Source organism: Bradyrhizobium hipponense, from assembly GCF_008123965.1.
Taxonomy (GTDB): Bacteria; Pseudomonadota; Alphaproteobacteria; order Rhizobiales; family Xanthobacteraceae; genus Bradyrhizobium; species Bradyrhizobium hipponense.
In genome coordinates, this window is sequence record NZ_VSTH01000028.1 from 33,378 (window position 1) to 51,760 (window position 18,383).

The 18,383-nt window shown below is 65.2% G+C and carries 16 protein-coding genes; 11 read left to right on the top strand and 5 right to left on the bottom strand.

Annotation, left to right across the window (positions count from 1 at the left end):
* The first annotated feature begins 29 nt into the window (after positions 1 to 29).
* Positions 30 to 1,409, top strand: a complete 1,380-nt coding sequence (locus FXV83_RS09775) for an amidase (RefSeq protein ID WP_148738972.1) — start codon at positions 30 to 32, stop codon at positions 1,407 to 1,409.
* On the opposite strand, the gene FXV83_RS09780 is transcribed toward FXV83_RS09775, so the two are convergent.
* Together FXV83_RS09780 and FXV83_RS09785 are read right to left on the bottom strand one after the other, a co-directional pair.
* On the bottom strand, positions 1,410 to 2,159 hold the full coding sequence (locus FXV83_RS09780) for an aspartate/glutamate racemase family protein (protein WP_187435789.1): 750 nt from the start codon (positions 2,157 to 2,159) through the stop codon (positions 1,410 to 1,412).
* Positions 2,160 to 2,161: 2 nt separating this feature from the next.
* Positions 2,162 to 2,872, bottom strand: a complete 711-nt coding sequence (locus tag FXV83_RS09785) for a GntR family transcriptional regulator (protein ID WP_187435790.1) — start codon at positions 2,870 to 2,872, stop codon at positions 2,162 to 2,164.
* 202 nt (positions 2,873 to 3,074) lie between these two features.
* On the opposite strand from FXV83_RS09785, the gene FXV83_RS09790 reads away from it, so the two are divergent.
* Genes FXV83_RS09790 through hydA form a run of 5 tightly spaced genes read left to right on the top strand, consistent with a single transcriptional unit; the run spans position 3,075 to position 7,851 of the window.
* Positions 3,075 to 4,079 (top strand): ABC transporter substrate-binding protein, encoded by a 1,005-nt coding sequence (locus FXV83_RS09790; RefSeq protein ID WP_148738975.1) that lies wholly within the window; start codon positions 3,075 to 3,077, stop codon positions 4,077 to 4,079.
* Positions 4,063 to 4,914, top strand: a complete 852-nt coding sequence (locus tag FXV83_RS09795) for an ABC transporter permease (RefSeq protein WP_148738976.1) — start codon at positions 4,063 to 4,065, stop codon at positions 4,912 to 4,914. Before FXV83_RS09790 ends, FXV83_RS09795 begins: the two co-directional genes overlap by 17 nt.
* Complete coding sequence (locus FXV83_RS09800; protein WP_148738977.1) at positions 4,914 to 5,690, top strand: ABC transporter ATP-binding protein; 777 nt, start codon at positions 4,914 to 4,916, stop codon at positions 5,688 to 5,690. Before FXV83_RS09795 ends, FXV83_RS09800 begins: the two co-directional genes overlap by 1 nt.
* An 8-nt stretch (positions 5,691 to 5,698) precedes the next feature.
* A complete protein-coding gene (locus FXV83_RS09805; protein WP_148738978.1) occupies positions 5,699 to 6,430 on the top strand; it encodes a maleate cis-trans isomerase family protein in 732 nt (243 codons plus the stop codon).
* Positions 6,391 to 7,851, top strand: a complete 1,461-nt coding sequence (hydA, locus tag FXV83_RS09810) for a dihydropyrimidinase (protein ID WP_148738979.1) — start codon at positions 6,391 to 6,393, stop codon at positions 7,849 to 7,851. Before FXV83_RS09805 ends, hydA begins: the two co-directional genes overlap by 40 nt.
* Positions 7,852 to 7,989: 138 nt before the next feature.
* Here hydA and FXV83_RS09815 read toward each other — a convergent pair whose 3' ends face one another.
* The 3 genes from FXV83_RS09815 to FXV83_RS09825 all read right to left on the bottom strand — a co-directional run bounded on the left by FXV83_RS09815 (position 7,990) and on the right by FXV83_RS09825 (position 11,327).
* Positions 7,990 to 8,928 (bottom strand): acetamidase/formamidase family protein, encoded by a 939-nt coding sequence (locus FXV83_RS09815; protein WP_148738980.1) that lies wholly within the window; start codon positions 8,926 to 8,928, stop codon positions 7,990 to 7,992.
* Positions 8,929 to 8,937: 9 nt separating this feature from the next.
* Positions 8,938 to 10,356 (bottom strand): cytosine permease, encoded by a 1,419-nt coding sequence (locus FXV83_RS09820; protein WP_187435791.1) that lies wholly within the window; start codon positions 10,354 to 10,356, stop codon positions 8,938 to 8,940.
* A 302-nt stretch (positions 10,357 to 10,658) separates the two neighbouring features.
* Positions 10,659 to 11,327: a MarR family winged helix-turn-helix transcriptional regulator gene (locus FXV83_RS09825; protein WP_347341043.1), complete on the bottom strand. Its 669-nt coding sequence runs from the start codon at positions 11,325 to 11,327 to the stop codon at positions 10,659 to 10,661.
* Here FXV83_RS09825 and FXV83_RS09830 point away from each other — a divergent pair.
* The 5 genes from FXV83_RS09830 to FXV83_RS09850 all read left to right on the top strand — a co-directional run bounded on the left by FXV83_RS09830 (position 11,326) and on the right by FXV83_RS09850 (position 18,259).
* A complete protein-coding gene (locus FXV83_RS09830; RefSeq protein WP_148739000.1) occupies positions 11,326 to 12,603 on the top strand; it encodes an amidohydrolase/deacetylase family metallohydrolase in 1,278 nt (425 codons plus the stop codon). The two genes, FXV83_RS09825 and FXV83_RS09830, sit on opposite strands and share 2 nt — an antisense overlap.
* Before the next feature lie 6 nt (positions 12,604 to 12,609).
* Positions 12,610 to 15,003 carry a xanthine dehydrogenase family protein molybdopterin-binding subunit gene (locus FXV83_RS09835; RefSeq protein WP_148738982.1) on the top strand — a complete coding sequence of 798 codons (2,394 nt, stop codon included), beginning with the start codon at positions 12,610 to 12,612 and terminating at the stop codon, positions 15,001 to 15,003.
* Entirely contained in the window at positions 15,000 to 15,833 is an 834-nt protein-coding gene (locus FXV83_RS09840) for an FAD binding domain-containing protein (RefSeq protein ID WP_148738983.1), read from the top strand. The genes FXV83_RS09835 and FXV83_RS09840 overlap by 4 nt, the downstream gene beginning before the upstream one ends.
* Positions 15,830 to 17,023, top strand: coding sequence for a xanthine dehydrogenase family Fe-S subunit (locus FXV83_RS09845; RefSeq protein ID WP_148738984.1), 1,194 nt, complete (start codon positions 15,830 to 15,832; stop codon positions 17,021 to 17,023). The genes FXV83_RS09840 and FXV83_RS09845 overlap by 4 nt, the downstream gene beginning before the upstream one ends.
* 81 nt (positions 17,024 to 17,104) lie before the next feature.
* The gene (locus FXV83_RS09850) at positions 17,105 to 18,259 is read left to right on the top strand and encodes an ABC transporter substrate-binding protein (protein WP_187435792.1); all 1,155 of its coding nucleotides are present in this window, start codon (positions 17,105 to 17,107) and stop codon (positions 18,257 to 18,259) included.
* Positions 18,260 to 18,383: the final 124 nt, after the last annotated feature.

Sequence of the window (18,383 nt, forward strand, 5' to 3'; positions counted from 1 at the left end):
TTCGCTGCGCGTTTTGGCATTGTGGCACGATGACATCGGATCGATCGGTTTGCGACCTCACCGCCACAGCCCTTGCGCGCGCCATTGCCAGGGGCGAGCTGTCCTCGCGCGACGCCGTCGAGGCGCACCTTGCACGGATCGCGGAACAGGACGCGCGATTGGCAGCATTCGTGACGGTCGACGCTGAGGGCGCCCGCCGTGCGGCGCAAATCTGTGACGCGGCGTCCGCGCCGGCCGGACCGCTGCATGGCGTGCCCGTCGCGATCAAGGACCTCACCGACACCGCGGGGCTGACGACCACCTATGGTTCGGTTCTGTTTCGTGACCACGTGCCACCGGAAGAAGATCTCCTGGTCGCGCGGCTGCGACGCGCCGGCGCGATCATTTTGGGCAAGACCAACACACCCGAATTCGGCTTCGGTGCGGTCTGCACCAACAGATTGTGCGGACCGACCCGCAATCCGTTCGATCCTGCGCTGACCTCCGGCGGATCGTCCGGCGGCTCCGCCGTCGCGGTCGCGGCCGGTATGGTGCCGCTGGCGCACGGCACCGATTTCGGCGGATCCGTGCGCACGCCCGCGAGTTTCTGCGATGTCGCCTCGATCCGGCCGACACCGGGTCGCATTCCATCGCCGCGTCGCCCGCTGGGCTGGGACATGCTGGCCACACACGGCTTCCTCGCCCGCAGCATCGACGACCTCGAGCTTGCGTTGTCGGTGTGTGAGGGAGCCGATGCGCATGATCCGCTCTCGACCAGAAGCTTCGGCGGGGATCGAACACGCGCAGGACATGCCCGGATCGCCGTCACGCCCGATTTCGGCGTTGCACCGGTTGCCCGCAACGTTCGGGCACGGTTTGCGATGGCCTGCGAGGCGCTGGCGCGCGTTGCCGACATTGTGCAATCGTCGCCCGATTGTGGCGGTGCAATCGGGACCTTCCGCACGTTGCGTGCCGCACACATCGCCAACAGTTTTGGTGAGTTGCTGAAGACGCGTCGCGACGAGCTCACGCCCACCGTGATCTGGAATATCGAGGCGGGCGCAAGGCTCTCGGCCGAAGATTATCTCAATGCGGAGCGCCGCCGCACTGCGATCTACCGCAGCTTCTGCGACCTGTTCACCCGCGCCGATTTCCTGGTTGCGCCGGCAGCGTCCGTCTTCCCCTGGCCGAACGAGGTCAGCGATGTCTCGGCAATCGACGGCACGACGTTGGACACGCCGATCGACTATCTCGCTGTTACCTTCATTGTCTCGCTGGTCGGTTTTCCGGTCCTGACGCACCGCGGGGCGAATGAGCTGCCGTTCGGCATCCAGATTATTGCGCCGCCGGGATGCGAATCCCGCTTGTTTTCCTTTGGCCGGACCATCGAGCAGACGCTGGGGTTTTCGCATCGCCGGCCGCCTGCCTGATCAACTGTTGCGATGTTCGAGCCGGGCGGCGAGCGCCTCGGCAAGACCGGTGGTGGGCTTGGCCCCGGGGCGGCGGAACGTGCCCGCCGTCGCCTTGCGCAGGCGCAGCGCCAGCAGCGCCTCGGCCTGCTTCACGGCGGCGACGACCTGATCGATGACGGGGACGGGGACCCGGTCGGCAACCCGCTCGGCAAGGCCCGAGAGCGGCGCGCCGGCGAAAATCAGGACGTCGGCCTCATTCTCGACGATCGCGCGCTGCGCGAGCGCGACGAGAAGGTCCTCCTTCTCGGTGCCGACCTCGGAGATCGCCTGGAACGGCGTGTCGAGCATGCGGATGCCGGCGCAGCGCTCCCACAGCCCGTGAGCACGGACGCATTCCTCGTACCAGGGCCCTAGCGCCTGCGCGAACGTGACAATGGCGAAACGGCGCCCGGCCATGCAGGCCGTCAGCATCGCGGCTTCCGCCATGCCGACCACGGGAATGTCGAATGTTTCGCGCGCAGCGAAGAGGCCGGGGTCGCCGAAGGCGGCGATGATCGCCGCATCGACCTCGTGATGCTGCTCGGCCAGCATTTCCAGCGCGATCGCCCCGCCGATCTGGGCCTCGGTCCGCGTCGAGATGTAGGGCACGCCGCGGGACGCGGTGCAGGGGACCAGCACGGTGCCGGGCGAAGCTGCGCGCTGCCCGACGTCCGTCATCAGCCGGGTGACTTCGGCGCTGGTGTTGGGGTTGAGTAGGAGCAGCTGCATTGTCACGCTGCCGTTCGCTTGAGGTTCGACGTGGCGAGAACTTCGAGCAGGGCGGTACCGGTACGGTGCACATGGGCACCGAGCAGACGTCCGGCCGCCTCGCCGTCGCGTGCTTCGAGTGCTGCCAGAATATCGGCATGCTCGTCGACCGAATTGCTCCAGCGGCGGTCGGCGCCGAGCGCCAGATAGCGCGCGCGTTCGGCGCGGGAGATCAGCGTCTCATGCGCCTCCCGCAGCGGCGTATTGCGCGCCATGCGGACGATCATGCTGTGGATCTCGCCGTTGATGGCGAAATAGTCGTCGAGCTTGCCGCTGCGGTGATGACCTTCCATGCGGGTCTGAAGCGTGCGCAGGCGGGCGAGATCGCGGTCGGTAGCGCGCTCCGCGGCGAGTTCGGCGGCAAGCCGCTCGATACCGGCGAGAGCCTCGAACAATTCCGAGATACTGTCGACGGCGATATCGGCGATACGCGGGCTGCGGTTGGGGCGCAGCTCGATCAGTCCTTCAGCCGCCAGCACCTTCATCGCCTCGCGCAGCGGGGTGCGCGACACACCGAGCGACTTCGACAGCTTGGTCTCCTGGGTCTGGGATCCCGGCGCCAGTTCGCCTCGGATGATCATCGTTCTCATCCGCGCAGCCGCGCGCTCGTGCAGACCCATCCGCTTGAGTTTGGGCGGTTTTCGCCCTCTCGGCGCTTCCGATTTCTGCTGCACGCGTGCCTCACCGCTCAAATTCATCTTACCCGTTTCAGCTCCATTGGCTTGCCCAAAATACTGACGCATCTGGCTGAAAACAATAGCACAACGCGCAAATTGTATGCAGCATGCAGAAACTCGTTGCACCGCCGCAAATGGCGGCTGATGATCTCGCGACACGCGCGAGACCCTCGCGCCTTTTCCCGAAACGGAGTAAGCGATGCGGACGATCCTGCGACTGGGCCTCGTGTTGATGGCGGCGATGTTCGGCGCGAGCCATCTCGGCTCCGCGCAGGCCGCAAAGATCAAGCTCGGTTTCGCCAAATGCGCGCATTGCCTGCCGATGTCGCTGATCCCGGGCATGGCTGGGAATGTCGAGGTCGAAGCCACCGGCTTCAACTCGGGCAATGACGTCCTCACCGCCCTGGTGTCGAGGAGCATCGACGTCGCGCAGGTCACCTACCTCCACTACATCACTGCGCTCGACAAGGGCTTCGACGTCGTCGCCGTGTCCGGCCAGATCAATGGCGGTTCGGAATGTCTCTCGTCCGCGAAGCTGAACCTTCCGCCTGAGGACTGGGCCGCCTTCAAGGGGACCGTCGCGAAAGCCAAGAGCGACGGCCAGCCGCTGAAGGTCGCGGCCTCCCGCGGCAACGCGCAGGATATCCACATGCGCGGCGCGTTCTTGAAGCAGGGCGTCGATCCCAACAAGGACATCCAGTTCATCAACATCCCCAATCCGTCCGACCATCTCGCGGCGTTGCAGCGCGGCGAGGTCGACATGATCTGCACGGTCGAGCCGTTCGCCTCGCAGGTCCGGCTTGCCGGCGCAGGCAAGCATTTCGTGCTGCCCTACGACCAGGCTGCGGGGAATCTGACGAACCTGATCGTCACCCGTTCGGACGTCATTGCCAGCCAGCGCCCTGGCGTCCAGGGAATCGTCACTGCCGTGGTCGAGCTCGACAACAAGCTGATCGCCGACAAGGCGCCGTGGATCGAGGTCATCAACAAGCTCACCGGCCTCGACAAGACGGTGGCGACCGAAGCGCTCAAGAATGCCGCGCCGGATCCTGCGATCCATCGTGCCCAGACCCTCGCGATCGCCGCGATGATGCGCGACCTCAAATACATCTCGAAGGACATCTCCGCGGAAGCGGAGAAGAACATGGACTATTCGTTCATCGAGCAGGCGACTGGAAAATCCAAGAATGACCTCGGCTATTGACGTCTTGCCGGCCAAGCCGGCGTTTCGGCTTGCCCGCGCGCGTCAGGGGCTCGAACGCGTCGTCGTTCCTGCGCTGCTGATCGCGGCCTGGGAAGCCGTCGCCCGCAGCGGCATGCTGCCGCCGGCGCTGTTGCCGGCGCCAAGCGCGGTGCTGCATGCGCTCGGCGATTGGGTGTTCGGCTTCGACGAGACCACGCAGACCTATTCGGGACACTGGCTCCGCGACGCGCTCGCCAGCGCCTTGCGCGTGTTCGGCGGCTTTGCTCTGGCGAGCGTGCTTGGAATCCTCGCCGGGGTTGCCATCGGCTGGTCGCGTCTGTTCGAGAAAACGCTGGAGCCGACTCTGCAGATGCTGCGTCCGATTCCGCCGGTGTCCTGGATTCCGCTCGCGATCATCTGGTTCGGCATTGCCGACAAGCCTGCGATCTTCCTCGTCTTCCTGGGCGCCTTCTTTCCCGTGCTGATGAACAGCATTCATGGCGTGAAGACGGTGGACCATAATCTCGTGCGCGCCGGTGCGATGATGGGAGCGAGTGAGCGGCAGATGCTCACCGATATCGTGCTGCCGGCGGCGCTGCCCTCGATCTTCGCAGGTCTTCGCATCGCAGTCGGATCGGCCTGGATGCTGACGGTCACTGCCGAGATGGTCGCGGTCAAAAGCGGCCTCGGCTATGTGCTGTGGGATTCCTACTATTTCCTGCGCTACGATATCGTGCTCGCGGCGATGATCTCGATCGGGCTGCTCGGCTATCTCTCCGACCTCGGCCTCAAGGCCATCATGGCTCGCGCACTGCGCTGGCAAACGACGACCACCGTGCAAGGCAGGAATGGCTGATGGCGGCAATCGAGCTTCGCAACATCGTCAAGGTGTTTTCCGACAAGCGGCGCGGCCGCGATCTTTTGACCCTCGACAACATCAACCTCGACATCGAAGCCAATGACTTCGTCTGCCTGCTCGGCCCGTCCGGTTGCGGCAAGTCGACCCTGCTCAACATCGTCGCCGGCTTCGAGCAGGCGACATCCGGGCGTACGCTAGTCGGTGGAAGACAGGTGGAGCGGCCGGGCTCGGATCGCGGCGTGGTATTCCAGCAGCCAACCTTGATGCCATGGCTGACGGCGATCGACAACGTCGCCTTCCATCTCAAGCTCAAGGGCGTGTCGAAGGCCGAGCGGCACCATCGCGCCATGGAATTCATCGATCTCGTTGGCTTGCGCGGCTTCGAGCACCATCATCCCTCCGAGCTGTCCGGCGGCATGAACCAGCGGGTCGGCATTGCCCGTGCGCTTCTGATGAACCCGAGCGTCATCCTGATGGACGAGCCGTTCGCGGCGCTGGACGCCCAGACCAAGCTCGAAATGCAGGAGGAGCTGGTGGCGATTTGGCAGAAGCGCCGCTGCACGATCGTGTTCGTCACCCACAGCGTCGACGAGGCGCTGGTGCTCGGCAACAAGATCGCGGTGATGACGAAGCGGCCGGGCCGGATCCGCGATGCCGTCAATTTCGACCTGCCGCGCCCGCGCGATATCACCAGTCCCGAATTCAATGACGCAAAGCGCCACATCCTGGCTTTGATCCGGGAGGAGTCGACGCGCCTTGCACAGGCGTCGTAGGGTACGCCATGGGCAAGCGTCTGGGCATGATCACGCCATCCTCCAATTCAGTGCTGGAGCCCGTCACCAGCGCGATGCTGCGGGACGTGGCTGATATCACCGCACATTTCTCGCGTTTCCGTGTCACCGAGATTGCGCTCGATGCGGCGGCGCTGAACCAGTTCGATGCCTCGGTGATGCTGCCAGCGGCGGATCTGCTGGCGGACGCCAAGGTCGATGCCATCGCCTGGAATGGGACGTCCGCAAGCTGGCTCGGCATCGCCCGCGACAGGAGTCTTTGTGAGGCGATCACGGCGCGCACAGGCGTGCCTGCGACGACCTCGACGCTCGCTTGCATCGAAGCCGCCCGCGCGCTCGGCGCCAAACGGGTCGGTGTCGTCTCGCCCTATACGGACGACGTACAGCGGCGTATCGGCGACGTTTGGGCCGAGGAGGGCATCGCTCTGCATGCGGACCGGCATCTCGGACTGCGCGACAATTTCTCCTTCGGCGAGGTTGCACCTGCGACGATCGCCGGCATGATCCGCGCGGTAGCGGCGGAGGGCGCCGATGCCGTCGTCATCCTCTGTACCAATCTCGACGGGGCCGCGCTGGCCGCCTCGCTGGAGCGGGAATTGGATATCGCCGTGCTCGATTCGGTGGCGGTCACGCTGTGGCGGACCCTCGGCCTCGCTGGCGGCGATATTGCGGCTCTTGCGGAATGGGGCCGGATATTCCAGACAATGCCAGTCGTCAAGTGACGGAGACATCAGTGACGCAGCTTGATCTTGCTATTCGCGGCGGCACCATCGTGACGGCCAGCGACGAGTTTCGCGCGGATATCGGCATCCGCGACGGCCGCATCGTCAGCATTGCCGACAGCATCGAGGGCGCGGCGCGCGAGATCGACGCGACGGGGCTGCTGGCGCTGCCGGGCGGGATCGACAGCCACGTCCACATCTCGCAAGCCTCAGGCCCCGACGTGGTGATGGCCGACGATTTTGCCTCGGCGACGCGTGCGGCGGCGGCCGGCGGCAACACTATGGTGCTGCCCTTCGCGCTCCAGGAGAAGGGCACCTCGCTGCGGACCTGCGTCGAGAACTACCGCAAGCTTGCCGAGGGCGAGTGCTATATCGACACGGCGTTCCACCTCATCATCTCCGATCCCACCGCGGTCGTGCTCGGGCAAGAGCTGCCGGCCCTCGTCAAGGACGGCTACACCTCGTTCAAGGTATTCATGACCTATGACGACCTCGTGCTTAGCGACAAGCAGTTGCTCGAGGTCTTCGAAGTCGCGCGTCGCGAGGAGGCGCTGGTCATGGTCCATTGCGAGGGCTACGATGCCATCCGCTTCCTCACCGCGAAGCTCGAGCGTGAAGGTCACATCGCGCCGTATTATCACGGCCTGTCCCGGCCCCAGGCGGTCGAGCGCGAGGCGACGCATCGTGCCATCAGCCATGCCGAAGTGATCGGCGTTCCCATCATGATCGTTCACGTCTCCGGACGCGAGGCGATGGAGCAGGTGCGCTGGGCCCAGCAGCGCGGACTGCCGGTGCATGCGGAGACCTGTCCGCAATACATCACGCTCACGGCCGACGACATGAAGGGCCTGAACATGGACATCAGCGGCGCCAAATACGTCTGCTCGCCGCCGCCGCGCGATGCCGAAAGCCAGCAGGCGATCTGGGAAGGCATCACCACCGGCGTGTTCCAGACCTTCTCGTCGGACCATTGTCCGTTTCGCTACGACGATCCCAAGGGCAAGCTGACGCCGAATTCCCGCACCTCGTTTCGCTGGGTGCCGAACGGCATTCCCGGTGTCGAGACGCGGCTGCCGATCCTGTTCTCGGAAGGCGTCTCGAAGGGACGGATCAGCTTGCAGAAATTCGTCGAGCTGACCGCGACCAACCATGCGCGCATCTACGGCCTCTATCCGCGCAAGGGCTCGATCGGCGTCGGCTTCGATGCGGATATCGTGCTGTGGGATCCTAAGCTGACCAAGACGATCCGGCAGACCGACCTGCATCACGGCTCGGACTACACGCCCTGGGAAGGGTTGGAGGTCACCGGCTGGCCCATCACCACGATCGCGCGAGGCCGCGTGGTGTGCGAGCATGGCAAGATCGTCGGCGACAAGGGTGCGGGCGAAGTGCTGAGCCGCGGCAAGTCGAGCTTGATCTGATTGGGCTCGACACGTTGCTGCGGAACTTTGCCTGCCGTCTATTTGCCGGATCGCAGCCGTGGATGGCTAAGCTGGCTGATTTATCGATGATGCCGCATCTGTCGAACAGCCGTGCAGTTCTAGCCATCGTCCGAGCGATCAGGGCATGCGGGATTTTGCCAGGACGCAGTGGATGCCCTTGTTGCCGTCGACCATTTGTGTGACCCGAAGGTCGGCCGCGATCGAGCAAAGCGTATAGGCGTCCTGCGCACCGAGCCCGCTGTGCTCGCGGATCAGCGCGATCATGTCGCGCAGCGCCGCCTTGGCCGCATCATCGAGATCTTCATCGAACCCCATGGTGATCCAGTCGGACGCCGTTTCGGCGCGCGGCGAGGCGAGGCGAAGATCGCGGCGAACATGGAATTCGAAGGTGCCGGTAAGCGCGGCCTCGATCGCGGTCAGGCAGACTTCGCCGTCGCCCTGAAGCGCGTGACCGTCGCCCGCGGAGAACAGCGCGCCCGGCACGAACACCGGAAAATAGACCGTGCTGCCCGCACCGAGCTCCTTGTTGTCCATGTTGCCGCCAAAGGCCCGCGGCTCCTTTGAGGACAGCCGGCCCCATGCCGGCGGCGGTGCGACGCCGAAATTGCCGAAGAACGGGGCGAGCGGCAGCTCCTGTCCCCACGGGAGCTTGGCCACGTTGCGTGCGCGGTCCAGCGGAATGTGGATGCGGCGGAGCTCGGGAAAATCCTCCGGCAGCGTGCCGAGCATGGGGACCTGGAGATTCCAGCCCCAATTGCAGCGCAGTTCGATATTCAGCACGCGCACCTCGAGGACATCGCCAGGCTCGGCGCCCTCGATGTGGATCGGTCCGGTGAGCAGATGCGGGCCCGGACCGCGAAACGTGCTTGCCAGCACGTCGGCATGTCCGGGCACGATGTCAAAGCCGAGCGAGGAATCAGGCAGATCGTCCGGCTCGCCCGACAGCGTTTCGATGGTGACGCGGTCCCCGGATGCGATCCGGAGTACCGGCTTGAGCCGTCCATCCCACAGTCCCCACTGGACGTTTCCGGGCGTGGATCGAAGCACGAAGTCCATGATCCGCCTTCACCGTCCAGCGCCGCTCGCAACGATCGAGGACGGCGAGGTGACACGCTTGCTCAGCCCAAGATACACGAGGCCCGAGACCCCGATTCCGAACAGCCAGCTCAGATCGGCGCCGCCGAGCAAGTTGATCGAGATCGGTCCCTGCAGCGCGCCGACCAGGCCGTCTTCCACCAGCCAACCGGCGACGAGACCGGCAAGGAAGGCGATCATGCCGGCCCAGTTGATGTCGCCATAGGCGCTGGTCTCGGGCGAGCGATAAAGCTCGGCGACGTCGATCTTGCCCTTCCGCTTGACGAAGAAGTCCGCGAGCACCACGCCGGCCCACGGGCTCATCCACAGCAGCAGGCTGATCATCCAGTTGTCGAACGCCTTGGCGAAAGACGGCGCGAAGATGAAGTACAGCGTGACCAGATAGCCGGCGATGCCGACGATAACCGTGAGCCAGAACCGCGAGAACTTGAGCCCCGCGCTCAGGGCCGCCAGTGTCGCCGAGTAGACGTTGAGGATGTTGGTGGCGATCGGGCCATGCAGCACCATCAGCAGGACCAGGATGCTGACCGGACCGCCGAACACCGCGCTGACCATCTTGGCCGGATCGGTGTCGAGCGTGGTCGAGGCGATGGTGGCGCCGAGAATGCCGAGCCAGACCGTCGGCACGAACATGCCGATATAGCTGTACCAGAACACGGATTTCGCAGGCACGTTCTTCGGCACGAAGCGCGAATAGTCGGAAGCCCAGGTGACCCAGGAAATGCCCCAGCCGACACCGATCGCCGTCGTGAGCAGGGTCAGCATCGCAAGGTGCGCACCGGGCGGCAGCGACGTTGCCAGTCCCCAATTGACGACACCCGGCCGGGTCCACGCCAAAATGCTCATCAGCACCATGATGGCGATAGTCGGCGGCACCGTGTATTTCTCGAAGGTGCGGATCGCGTAGAAGCCGTAGACCCCGATCAGGACCTGAGCGGCCATCACCACCGTGATGATGACGATCTCGATCAGCCAGGTGTCGGGAACGCCGAACTGGCCGAGGATGCCGATCGAAATCTTCACCGGGAAGTAGGTGTTCACGCCGATCCAGCCCAAGGTCATCACGAACATCAGGATGCTTGGCAGGTAGGCGCCGCGGACGCCGAACGCGGATCGGCTGAGCACCATCTGGTTGACGCCGGTCTTGTGCCCCATCACGGTGAAGGCGGCGAAGATCGCGCAGCCGACGATGTTGCCGAGCACGATGACCGCGATCGTCTCCATCAGGCCGAGCTTGAGGATGATGCCGAGGGCGCCGAGCGCCCAGTTGACCGGAGCAATATTGGCTCCCGCCCAGATCCACATCTGCTGCGGTCCCGTCGAGTCCCGGTCCGCATCAGGAATTGGCTCGATGCTGTGAACGTCGGCGCGAAGTTCGGAATCCGTCATGACATCATCCCCCAATACGAAGCACGCTTCGTATCGTCGCAGCATAAATCGTGCCATTGCGCGCCGACTTGCCGGAGCAGGGCTTGTGCGGCCGCTTGATGGTGCCGGTGCGACATCGGATTGCGCCTGAATTTTCAAGCGCCGGCCAACCTCACGTGCCGCTTCGCTGGACCATGGCGTGGGGCATTTGCGTCCCGGCTGCGGGCCCGCATGAAGTCCGCGGTGTTACGTCGGCGGGCAGCGGTACGATGATAAATTGGGCAGCCCAACTCAAAAGTGCGGCAGCCGCGTGATGTCGGCGGCTAATCGAATAGGGCAGTAGCGTTGTCGCGGCTGGGGTTGCCGGCGACGATGCGCTGCATCATTTCGACGAACAATGTTTGTTCCCGCACGCTCAAATCACCGAGCGTCGCGCGGTGCGCCTCTCGCGCCGGGCCCTCGATCTTGACCAGCAGGGCGGCGCCTGCCGGCGTCAACCGGCACAATCGCGCCCTGCGATCGTCCTTGTTGACGGCGCGCTCGACCAGGCCGCGCACGGCGAGCCGCTTCAGTGCGCCGGTCGTTGTCGTCCGATCCAGCGCGATATCGGCCGCCAAAGTGGTCTGATCGGCGGTTTTGCGCACCGCCAATGCGGAGAGCAGGCTGTATTGCAGTGGTGTGACCTCGAACGCGCTGCATGCTTCCTGAAACAGCGCGACGTGAATCTGGTGCAGCCGCCGGATCAGATAGCCGGGACGTTGGGACAATGGCCAGGGGCGATGCTTGCCCCCGCTGCGACGTTTCTTTGCTTGCCGCACTGCACGCCCTCCCAGCCCTGTAACTCCGCCGCGCTTAGCTCGATTCGAGTGCGCTCGCCACCATCCGATGATGGCACGAAGTTTGCTCCTGTCAAAATACGAAGCATGCTTCGCATTCGGGCGGAGCCACCCGCCTGCGGAAGTAGAGGAGAGCGTCATGTCCGTCAGCGCCATGTCCGTCACTGCCAGCTTCGACCTTCTGCTGCGAGGCGGCCGCGTGATCTGTCCGGCGTCCGGCGTGGACGGCATCAGGGACGTCGCCATCCGTAACGGCAAAATCGCGGCGGTCGCATCCGACATTCTGCCGACCAGCGCCAGGGAGGTGGTCGACGTCGGCGGCAAGCTCGTGCTACCCGGGCTGATCGACACCCACGCGCATGTCTATCAATATGTTTCCGGCCGCTTTGGCATGAACGCCGACATGGTCGGTGTGCAGTCGGGCGTGACGACGCTGGTCGATCAGGGTGGTCCATCCTGCATGACGCTGCCTGGCTTTCGTCATTTCATCGCGGAGCAGGCGACCTCGCGCGTCTATGCCTTTCTGTCCGCCTATCTCGTCGGCGGACTTGAGGGGCACTACTATCCGAAGCTCTACAGTCCCGACGGCGTCGACATAGATGCGACCGTCAAATCGGCGATGGCCAATCTCGATATCGTGCGCGGCATCAAGGCTCATGCCGAGATCGGCGGCTTCGCGCGCTGGGGCATTCGCGTCATCGAGATGGCGGCGGAGATCGGCAGGCGCGCCGATCTGCCGGTCTATGTGCATTTCGGCCAGCTCTGGGGTCTGCCCGAGAGCGGCGCCAATGGTGAAGACGCGGACACCATCCTGACCCGCGTGATTCCGCTGCTGCGCGAGGGCGACATCCTCGCGCATCCGTTCACGCGTCATCCCGGCGGCTTCGTCAATCGCGAGGGCGAGGTGCATCCGGTGATCCAGGCGGCACTCGATCGCGGCCTGAAGGTCGACGTCGGTCACGGCAGCCATTTTTCGTATCGCCTCGCCAAGAAAGCGATTGCCGCCGGCATCGTTCCGACCACGCTGGGCGCCGACATTCACGGCTACAACACCCATGTGCCCGCGCCGGCCGGGACTCCCGACGAGCACGAGGACGAGGAGAACCATCCCTTTGCCGGGCAGGCCAAGTTCAGCCTGGTCCAGGCAATGAGCTCGATGATGGCGCTCGGCCTGTCGCTCGAGCAAGTGGTGCCGATGGTCACCTCCAATCCGGCCAAAATGCTCGGCCGCAGCGAGGAGATCGGCGCGCTCAAGATCGGCCGGGATGCGGACATCTCCGTGCTCACGGAACGGAACGGCCGCTTCGTGCTGCGCGACAACGAGAAGAACGAAGTCATCGCCGAGCGTCTGCTTCAGCCGGCGTTCTGCCTGCGCGCCGGCACGCGGTTTGACGCGGTCGCGCCGATCTTGCCACAGGCTGTCGCGGCGTAGGCCCATTTGAAGGAGAGCGCCGGCGTGCGCAGCGAGCGAAAGTTTCCTTCTGGCGGGTCTGGGCAGGGCGTGGGCGCACGGCTGCCGCGCAAGGAGGACGACCGGCTGATGCGCGGCCGCGGCCAGTTCGTTGCCGACATTCGCGTCGTGGGTCTTCAAGACGTCGCCTTCGTGCGCAGTCCGCTGGCGCATGCGCGGATCCGCGGCATCGACGTGCCCGAGCGCTATCGCGGCAACGTCTTCACGGCGGCGGATATTTCCGGTGTCAGCCCGATCCGCGCTATATCGGCGCTTCCGGGCTTCAAGATCTCGGAGCAGCCGATGCTGGCCTCCGGCAAGGTGCGCCAGGTCGGCGAGCTCGTCGCGATGTGTGTCGCGCCGACTCGGGCCGAGGCCGAGGACATTGCGGCATCGGTGACGCTCGACCTCGAGGAACTGCCTGCGGTTTACGACATGCTGAAGGCGCGCGACCCGGGCTCGGCCCTGGTGCACGAGCATTGGGGCGACAACGTCTTTCTCGAAACCAATTACGAGGTCGATATCTCCGCCGCCCTGGACGCGCCGATCAAGGTGACGCGCGAGATCTCGACCGCACGGCAATGCATGTCGCCGCTTGAAGGCCGCGGCGTGGTCGCGAGCTTCGACGGGCGGCTCGATCAGCTCACGCTGCATTCCGCAGCCCAGATGCCGCACATCACGCGCAGCGGCCTTGCTGAATGCCTTGGCATGGAGGAGGGCCGGATCCGCGTCATCTCGCCCGATGTCGGCGGCGGATTTGGACACAAGGGAATTCTGCTGCCTGAAGAGGTCTGCCTGTCCTGGCTGACGATGCGCTGCGGCCATCCCGTGCGCTGGATCGAGGATCGCCGCGAGCATCTCGTTGCCAGCTCCAACTGCAGGGAGCACCACTACAGGATCACGGTCTATGCCGATCGCGACGGCACATTGCGCGGCATCGATTGCGAGGCGACGGTGGATTCCGGCGCCTATTCGTCTTATCCGTTCTCGGCTTGCCTCGAAGCCGCGCAGGTGGCGAGCATCCTGCCCGGCCCCTATCGGATGCCGGCCTATCGTTGCCGCACCTTCTCGGTCGCCACCAACAAGTGTCCGATCCTGCCTTATCGCGGCGTGGCGCGCACCGGCGTGTGCTTCGCGCTGGAATTGATGCTCGACCTCGTGGCGGCGGAGACTGGTCTTGAACCCGGCGAAGTGCGGCTGCGCAATCTGGTGCGGCCGGAGCAGATGCCGTTCGACAACATCACTAGGAAGCACTTCGACAGCGGCGATTATCCGCAAGCCATGCGGCGCGCGCTCGCCGCGGTCGACGTGGCTGCCGTTCGCGCCAAGCAAAGCCAGGGTGAGGCTGACGGCCGCCGGATCGGCGTCGGCGTCTCCATCTATTGCGAGCAGGCAGCGCATGGCACGTCGGTGTATGCCGGCTGGGGCATTCCGATGGTCCCGGGCCATGAGCAGGCATCGGCGCGCCTGACGCCGGACGGCGGCCTCGAGCTGCGCGTCGGCGTGCATTCGCACGGACAGGGCATGGAGACGACGCTCGCGCAGGTCGCGCATGAGATGCTGGGAATAGACGTCGCAAAGGTGCGCATCATCCTCGGCGATACTGCGATGACGCCGTATTCGACCGGCACCTGGGGCTCGCGTTCGATGGTCATGGCGGGCGGTGCGGTGGCGGCCGCCTGCCGCGAGCTCGGCGAACGTGCGAGGCGCATCGGCGCCAAACTGTTGCAGCACGACCCGGCCTCGGTGGTGTTGCAGAATGGCGAGGTGCGCGGCGTCAACGGCAGCGTCAGCCTCCAGGCGATCGCCCATACCTGGTATCGCCGCCCGCAGGATCTGCCAGCCGACGTCGATCCCGGCGGACTGGAAGTGACCCAGGGCTACAAGCCCGTGCGCGACAGCGGCACGTTCAGCTATGCCGCGCATGCCGCCGTCGTTGCTGTCGATCCTGATGTCGGCGAGATCGAGATCCTCGACTACGTGATCGTCGAGGACGGCGGCGTGCTGGTCAACCCGATGGTCGTCGACGGCCAGATCTATGGCGGCCTCGCCCAGGGGATCGGCACGGCGCTGTACGAAGAGATGCCGTTCGATACCTCCGGCCAGCCGCTGGCGACGACGCTTGCCGACTATCTGCTTCCCGGCGCGACCGAAGTTCCGACGGCGCGTCTCGACCACATGGAGACCCCGTCGCCCTACACGCAGTTCGGCGTCAAAGGTATCGGCGAGGGCGGTGCGATTGCGCCGCCTGCCGCGATCGCCAACGCCGTCAACGATGCGCTGCGGCCGCTCGGCGTCGAGATGATGCAGTCTCCGATTACGCCACGCCGCGTGGTCGAGGCGGTACTGGCCGCGCGCGCCGCAGAAAGGAATGCGGCATGAAACCCGCGCCATTCTTCTATGAGCGTCCACGCGATCTCAACGCGGCGCTGGCGATGCTTGCGGCGAACGGATCGGCGAAGATCATCGCGGGTGGCCAATCGCTCGGGCCGATGCTGAACTTACGGCTAGTGCAACCGGAGCTGGTCGTCGACATCTCCGGCCTTGCCGACCTCAAGCGGGCAGAGATTTGCGGCGACGAGCTCGTGCTCGGCGCGCTGGTCACGCATGCCGATATCGAGGACGGGCGTACGCCGGATGTGACGTGTGGCGCCATGCGCGGCGTTGCCGCCAACATCGCCTATCGTGCGGTGCGCAACCGCGGCACGATCGGCGGGTCGCTCAGCCATGCCGATCCCGCCGCGGACTGGGTCTCGGCGCTCGCAGCTCTGGGGGCGCGGTTGACGCTGCGCAGCCTTGCCGGCGCACGCACGCTGGCCATCGAGGCGTTCGTGGTCGGCGCCCTCGAATCGGCGCTGCAGGCCGGCGAGATCGTCGAGGCCATTCATGTGCCGGCGCGAGCCGGCTCGGCGCATTGGGGCTATGCCAAGAGTTGCCGCAAGACCGGCGAGTTTGCGCACGCCATCGGCGCGGTCCTGGTCGATCCGGCCGCCGCCACCGCCCGCATCGTGATCGGTGCGATCGACACGCCGCCGATCGTCGTGACCGATGCGGGGGAGCTGTTCGGCGGGCGCGTCGCAGCCGATTACAAGCAGCGCTTTGACGCCCGCGTCGCGGATATCCTGCTTGTGAAGGCCGGCATCGGCGACGCCGTACAGCGGCATATTCATGTGAGCGTGTTGAAACGTGCCGTTCACGAGGCTGCGGCATGAACAGCATCGCCCTCAACGTCAACCGGCGTGCGGTGGAGGTGCTGGCTGAGCCGCGCACCAGTCTTGCCGATTTCGTCCGCGACAAGCTCGACTTGACCGGCACCCATCTCGGCTGCGAGCACGGCGTTTGCGGCGCCTGTACCGTGCTGCTCGACGGCGTGCCGGCGCGCTCCTGCATCACTTATGCCGTCGCCTGCGAGGGCGCCGACATCACCACGATCGAAGGCCTCGACGAGGACGAGGTCACGGTCGAGCTTCGTGCCGCCTTCACCCGGGAGCACGCCTTGCAATGTGGCTATTGCACCCCGGGGATGCTGGTCTCCGCACGCGATCTGGTGCTGCGTCTGCCGGATGCTGACGAGCGGCGGATCCGCGTCGGCCTGAGCGGCAATCTCTGCCGCTGCACCGGCTATGTCGGGATCGTGCGGGCGGTGCAATCGGTGATCGAGACGCGGCGCGCGCGCAACATCGCGCCGCAACCGGGTGGCGGCCGGACCATCCTTGGTCCCGCCGGCTCGGGGTGGGCTGCGCCTGGCGGCAACGAACAGCCGCTGCGGCCTGTGCGGCAGGAGTTCGCGGCGGCGTCGGACGGTATCGCCCCGGCTGTCATTCCGGACTTCACTCCTGCAACCGTTCTGGAGCAGCGCTTCACGCTGCCTTACGCGCCGGCAAAAGTGTTTGCGATGTTCGATGACATCGCGGGCATCGCCGCCTGCCTGCCCGGCGTGTCGCTGACGGCGCCGCCGAGCCGGGAGCGCGTCGAAGGTGCGATCCGCGTCAGGCTCGGGCCGATCGCGGCGGTCTTCGAGGGGGCCGCGCGTGTCGAACGCGATCCCGCGAAGCTGTCCGGCCGTATCGTTGGCATCGGCACCGACCGGCGTAGCCGTTCGGCGACGCAGGGAGAGATCCGTTATCGCCTGCTGCCGATCGATGACGGCACGGCGACCGCGGTCGAACTGTCGATCGGCTACGCGCTCACGGGAATGCTCGCGCAGGTCGGCCGTCCCGGCCTGGTGCGCGATCTCGCCAGACGGCTGGTTGCGGATTTTGCGGACAATCTCGACCGGCACATGTCGGGTGCGTCGCCGGGGCAGTTGGCCCCGGCGGAGCTCAGCGGCTGGTCGATTGTCTCCGACATTTTGCGCGCCCGGGTCGCGCGCTTCTTTGGCCGCAGGGGCGAGCCGGGATGACGGATCGGTGTGTTCACACACCGCAGAGTGACGAAGCTTGGACTGCCCAGAGATCAACAGCGTGGGATTTGGAGAGACAGAATGACACGAGCACTCGGACTTGTTCCGGCAGTCGCGCTGGCGGCAGCCCTGTTCGCCGGCGCGGCCGCGGCGCAGACCATCAAGATCGGCGTCAACGAACCGCTCACCGGCGCGTTCGCGGCGTCCGGCACCTACGTCGTCAATGGTGCCAAGATCGCTGCCGACGAGATCAACGCCAAGGGCGGTATTCTCGGCAAGAAGATCGAGCTCGTGATTGAGGACAACAAGAGCAATCCGACCGAAGCGGCCGCCGTTGCCGAAAAGCTCATCACCAGCGACAAGGTGCCGGTCCTGATGGGCGCCTGGGGGTCGAGTCTGACGCTCGCCGTGATGCCGAAGCTGATCGAATACGAAACGCCGATGGTGGTCGAGACCTCGTCCTCGGGCAAGATCACCACGACAGGCAATCCCTTCATCTTCCGCATCTCGCCGCCCTCGGCGGTCGAGGCCGCGGCGTTCAAGGGAATCGTCGACAAGCTCGCATTGAAGAAGGTCGATTTCCTCGTCATCAACAACGACTGGGGCCGAGGCACCGCCGAGGACTTCAGCAAGATGATGAAGGACAAGGGCATCAGCATCGGCCTGGTCGAGACCATGGACCAGGGCGCGCAGGACATGAGCGCGCAGCTCTCCAAGATCAAGAGCTCGGATTCGGAGACCGTCATCGTCACCACCGCGGTCGATCAGTTGACGCTGATCTTCAAGCAGGCGGCCGCGCTGGGGCTGAAGAAGCGCATCATCACCACCGGCGGCTCGCAGAACCCGGACCAGATCATCGCGCAGGCGGGAGCCGCGGCCAACGGCACCATGCATCTGACGACCTTCCTGCCGTGGTTCCCGGACAAGACGCCGAACCCGGAAGCCACTAGCTACTTCATTGCCGAATGGAAGAAGCGCGGCTTCGAGTTCGCCGGCTGCACCGAGAGCTTCCGCGGCTATGACGGTATCCGCACCGTGGCAGCCGCGATCGAGAAGGCGGGCAAGGCCGAACCCGCGGCGATCAAGGCTGCGTTCTGGGACATCAAGCTGAAGGGGCTCAACGGCGACATCGTGTTCCGCAAATCCGGTCCCGAAGGCAAGGAAAGCGGGCAGAGCCAGCCGAACGTCTATCTGATCGAGATCAACGAGGGCAAGGTCGAGATGAAGACGCTCTAGTGTCGGCCAGTCACAGGCGAGGGCGGCACATCGCCACTCTCGCCTTACTACGCAGGGCTATCGCATATGAAGAAAAGCGCGGCGGGCAGCTTGCCTGCGGCCCATCCTTCGAGACGCCCGCCTA

Excerpts from the sequence above, each read along its gene's own strand:
- FXV83_RS09775 (WP_148738972.1), top strand. The coding sequence starts at position 30 with ATGACATCGGATCGATCGGTTTGCGACCTCACCGCCACAGCCCTTGCG.
- FXV83_RS09780 (WP_187435789.1), bottom strand. The coding sequence starts at position 2,159 with ATGCAGCTGCTCCTACTCAACCCCAACACCAGCGCCGAAGTCACCCGG.
- FXV83_RS09790 (WP_148738975.1), top strand. The coding sequence starts at position 3,075 with ATGCGGACGATCCTGCGACTGGGCCTCGTGTTGATGGCGGCGATGTTC.
- FXV83_RS09795 (WP_148738976.1), top strand. The coding sequence starts at position 4,063 with ATGACCTCGGCTATTGACGTCTTGCCGGCCAAGCCGGCGTTTCGGCTT.
- FXV83_RS09800 (WP_148738977.1), top strand. The coding sequence starts at position 4,914 with ATGGCGGCAATCGAGCTTCGCAACATCGTCAAGGTGTTTTCCGACAAG.
- FXV83_RS09805 (WP_148738978.1), top strand. The coding sequence starts at position 5,699 with ATGGGCAAGCGTCTGGGCATGATCACGCCATCCTCCAATTCAGTGCTG.
- hydA (WP_148738979.1), top strand. The coding sequence starts at position 6,391 with ATGGGGCCGGATATTCCAGACAATGCCAGTCGTCAAGTGACGGAGACA.
- FXV83_RS09815 (WP_148738980.1), bottom strand. The coding sequence starts at position 8,928 with ATGGACTTCGTGCTTCGATCCACGCCCGGAAACGTCCAGTGGGGACTG.
- FXV83_RS09820 (WP_187435791.1), bottom strand. The coding sequence starts at position 10,356 with ATGACGGATTCCGAACTTCGCGCCGACGTTCACAGCATCGAGCCAATT.
- FXV83_RS09830 (WP_148739000.1), top strand. The coding sequence starts at position 11,326 with ATGTCCGTCACTGCCAGCTTCGACCTTCTGCTGCGAGGCGGCCGCGTG.
- FXV83_RS09825 (WP_347341043.1), bottom strand. The coding sequence starts at position 11,327 with ATGGCGCTGACGGACATGACGCTCTCCTCTACTTCCGCAGGCGGGTGG.
- FXV83_RS09840 (WP_148738983.1), top strand. The coding sequence starts at position 15,000 with ATGAAACCCGCGCCATTCTTCTATGAGCGTCCACGCGATCTCAACGCG.
- FXV83_RS09845 (WP_148738984.1), top strand. The coding sequence starts at position 15,830 with ATGAACAGCATCGCCCTCAACGTCAACCGGCGTGCGGTGGAGGTGCTG.
- FXV83_RS09850 (WP_187435792.1), top strand. The coding sequence starts at position 17,105 with ATGACACGAGCACTCGGACTTGTTCCGGCAGTCGCGCTGGCGGCAGCC.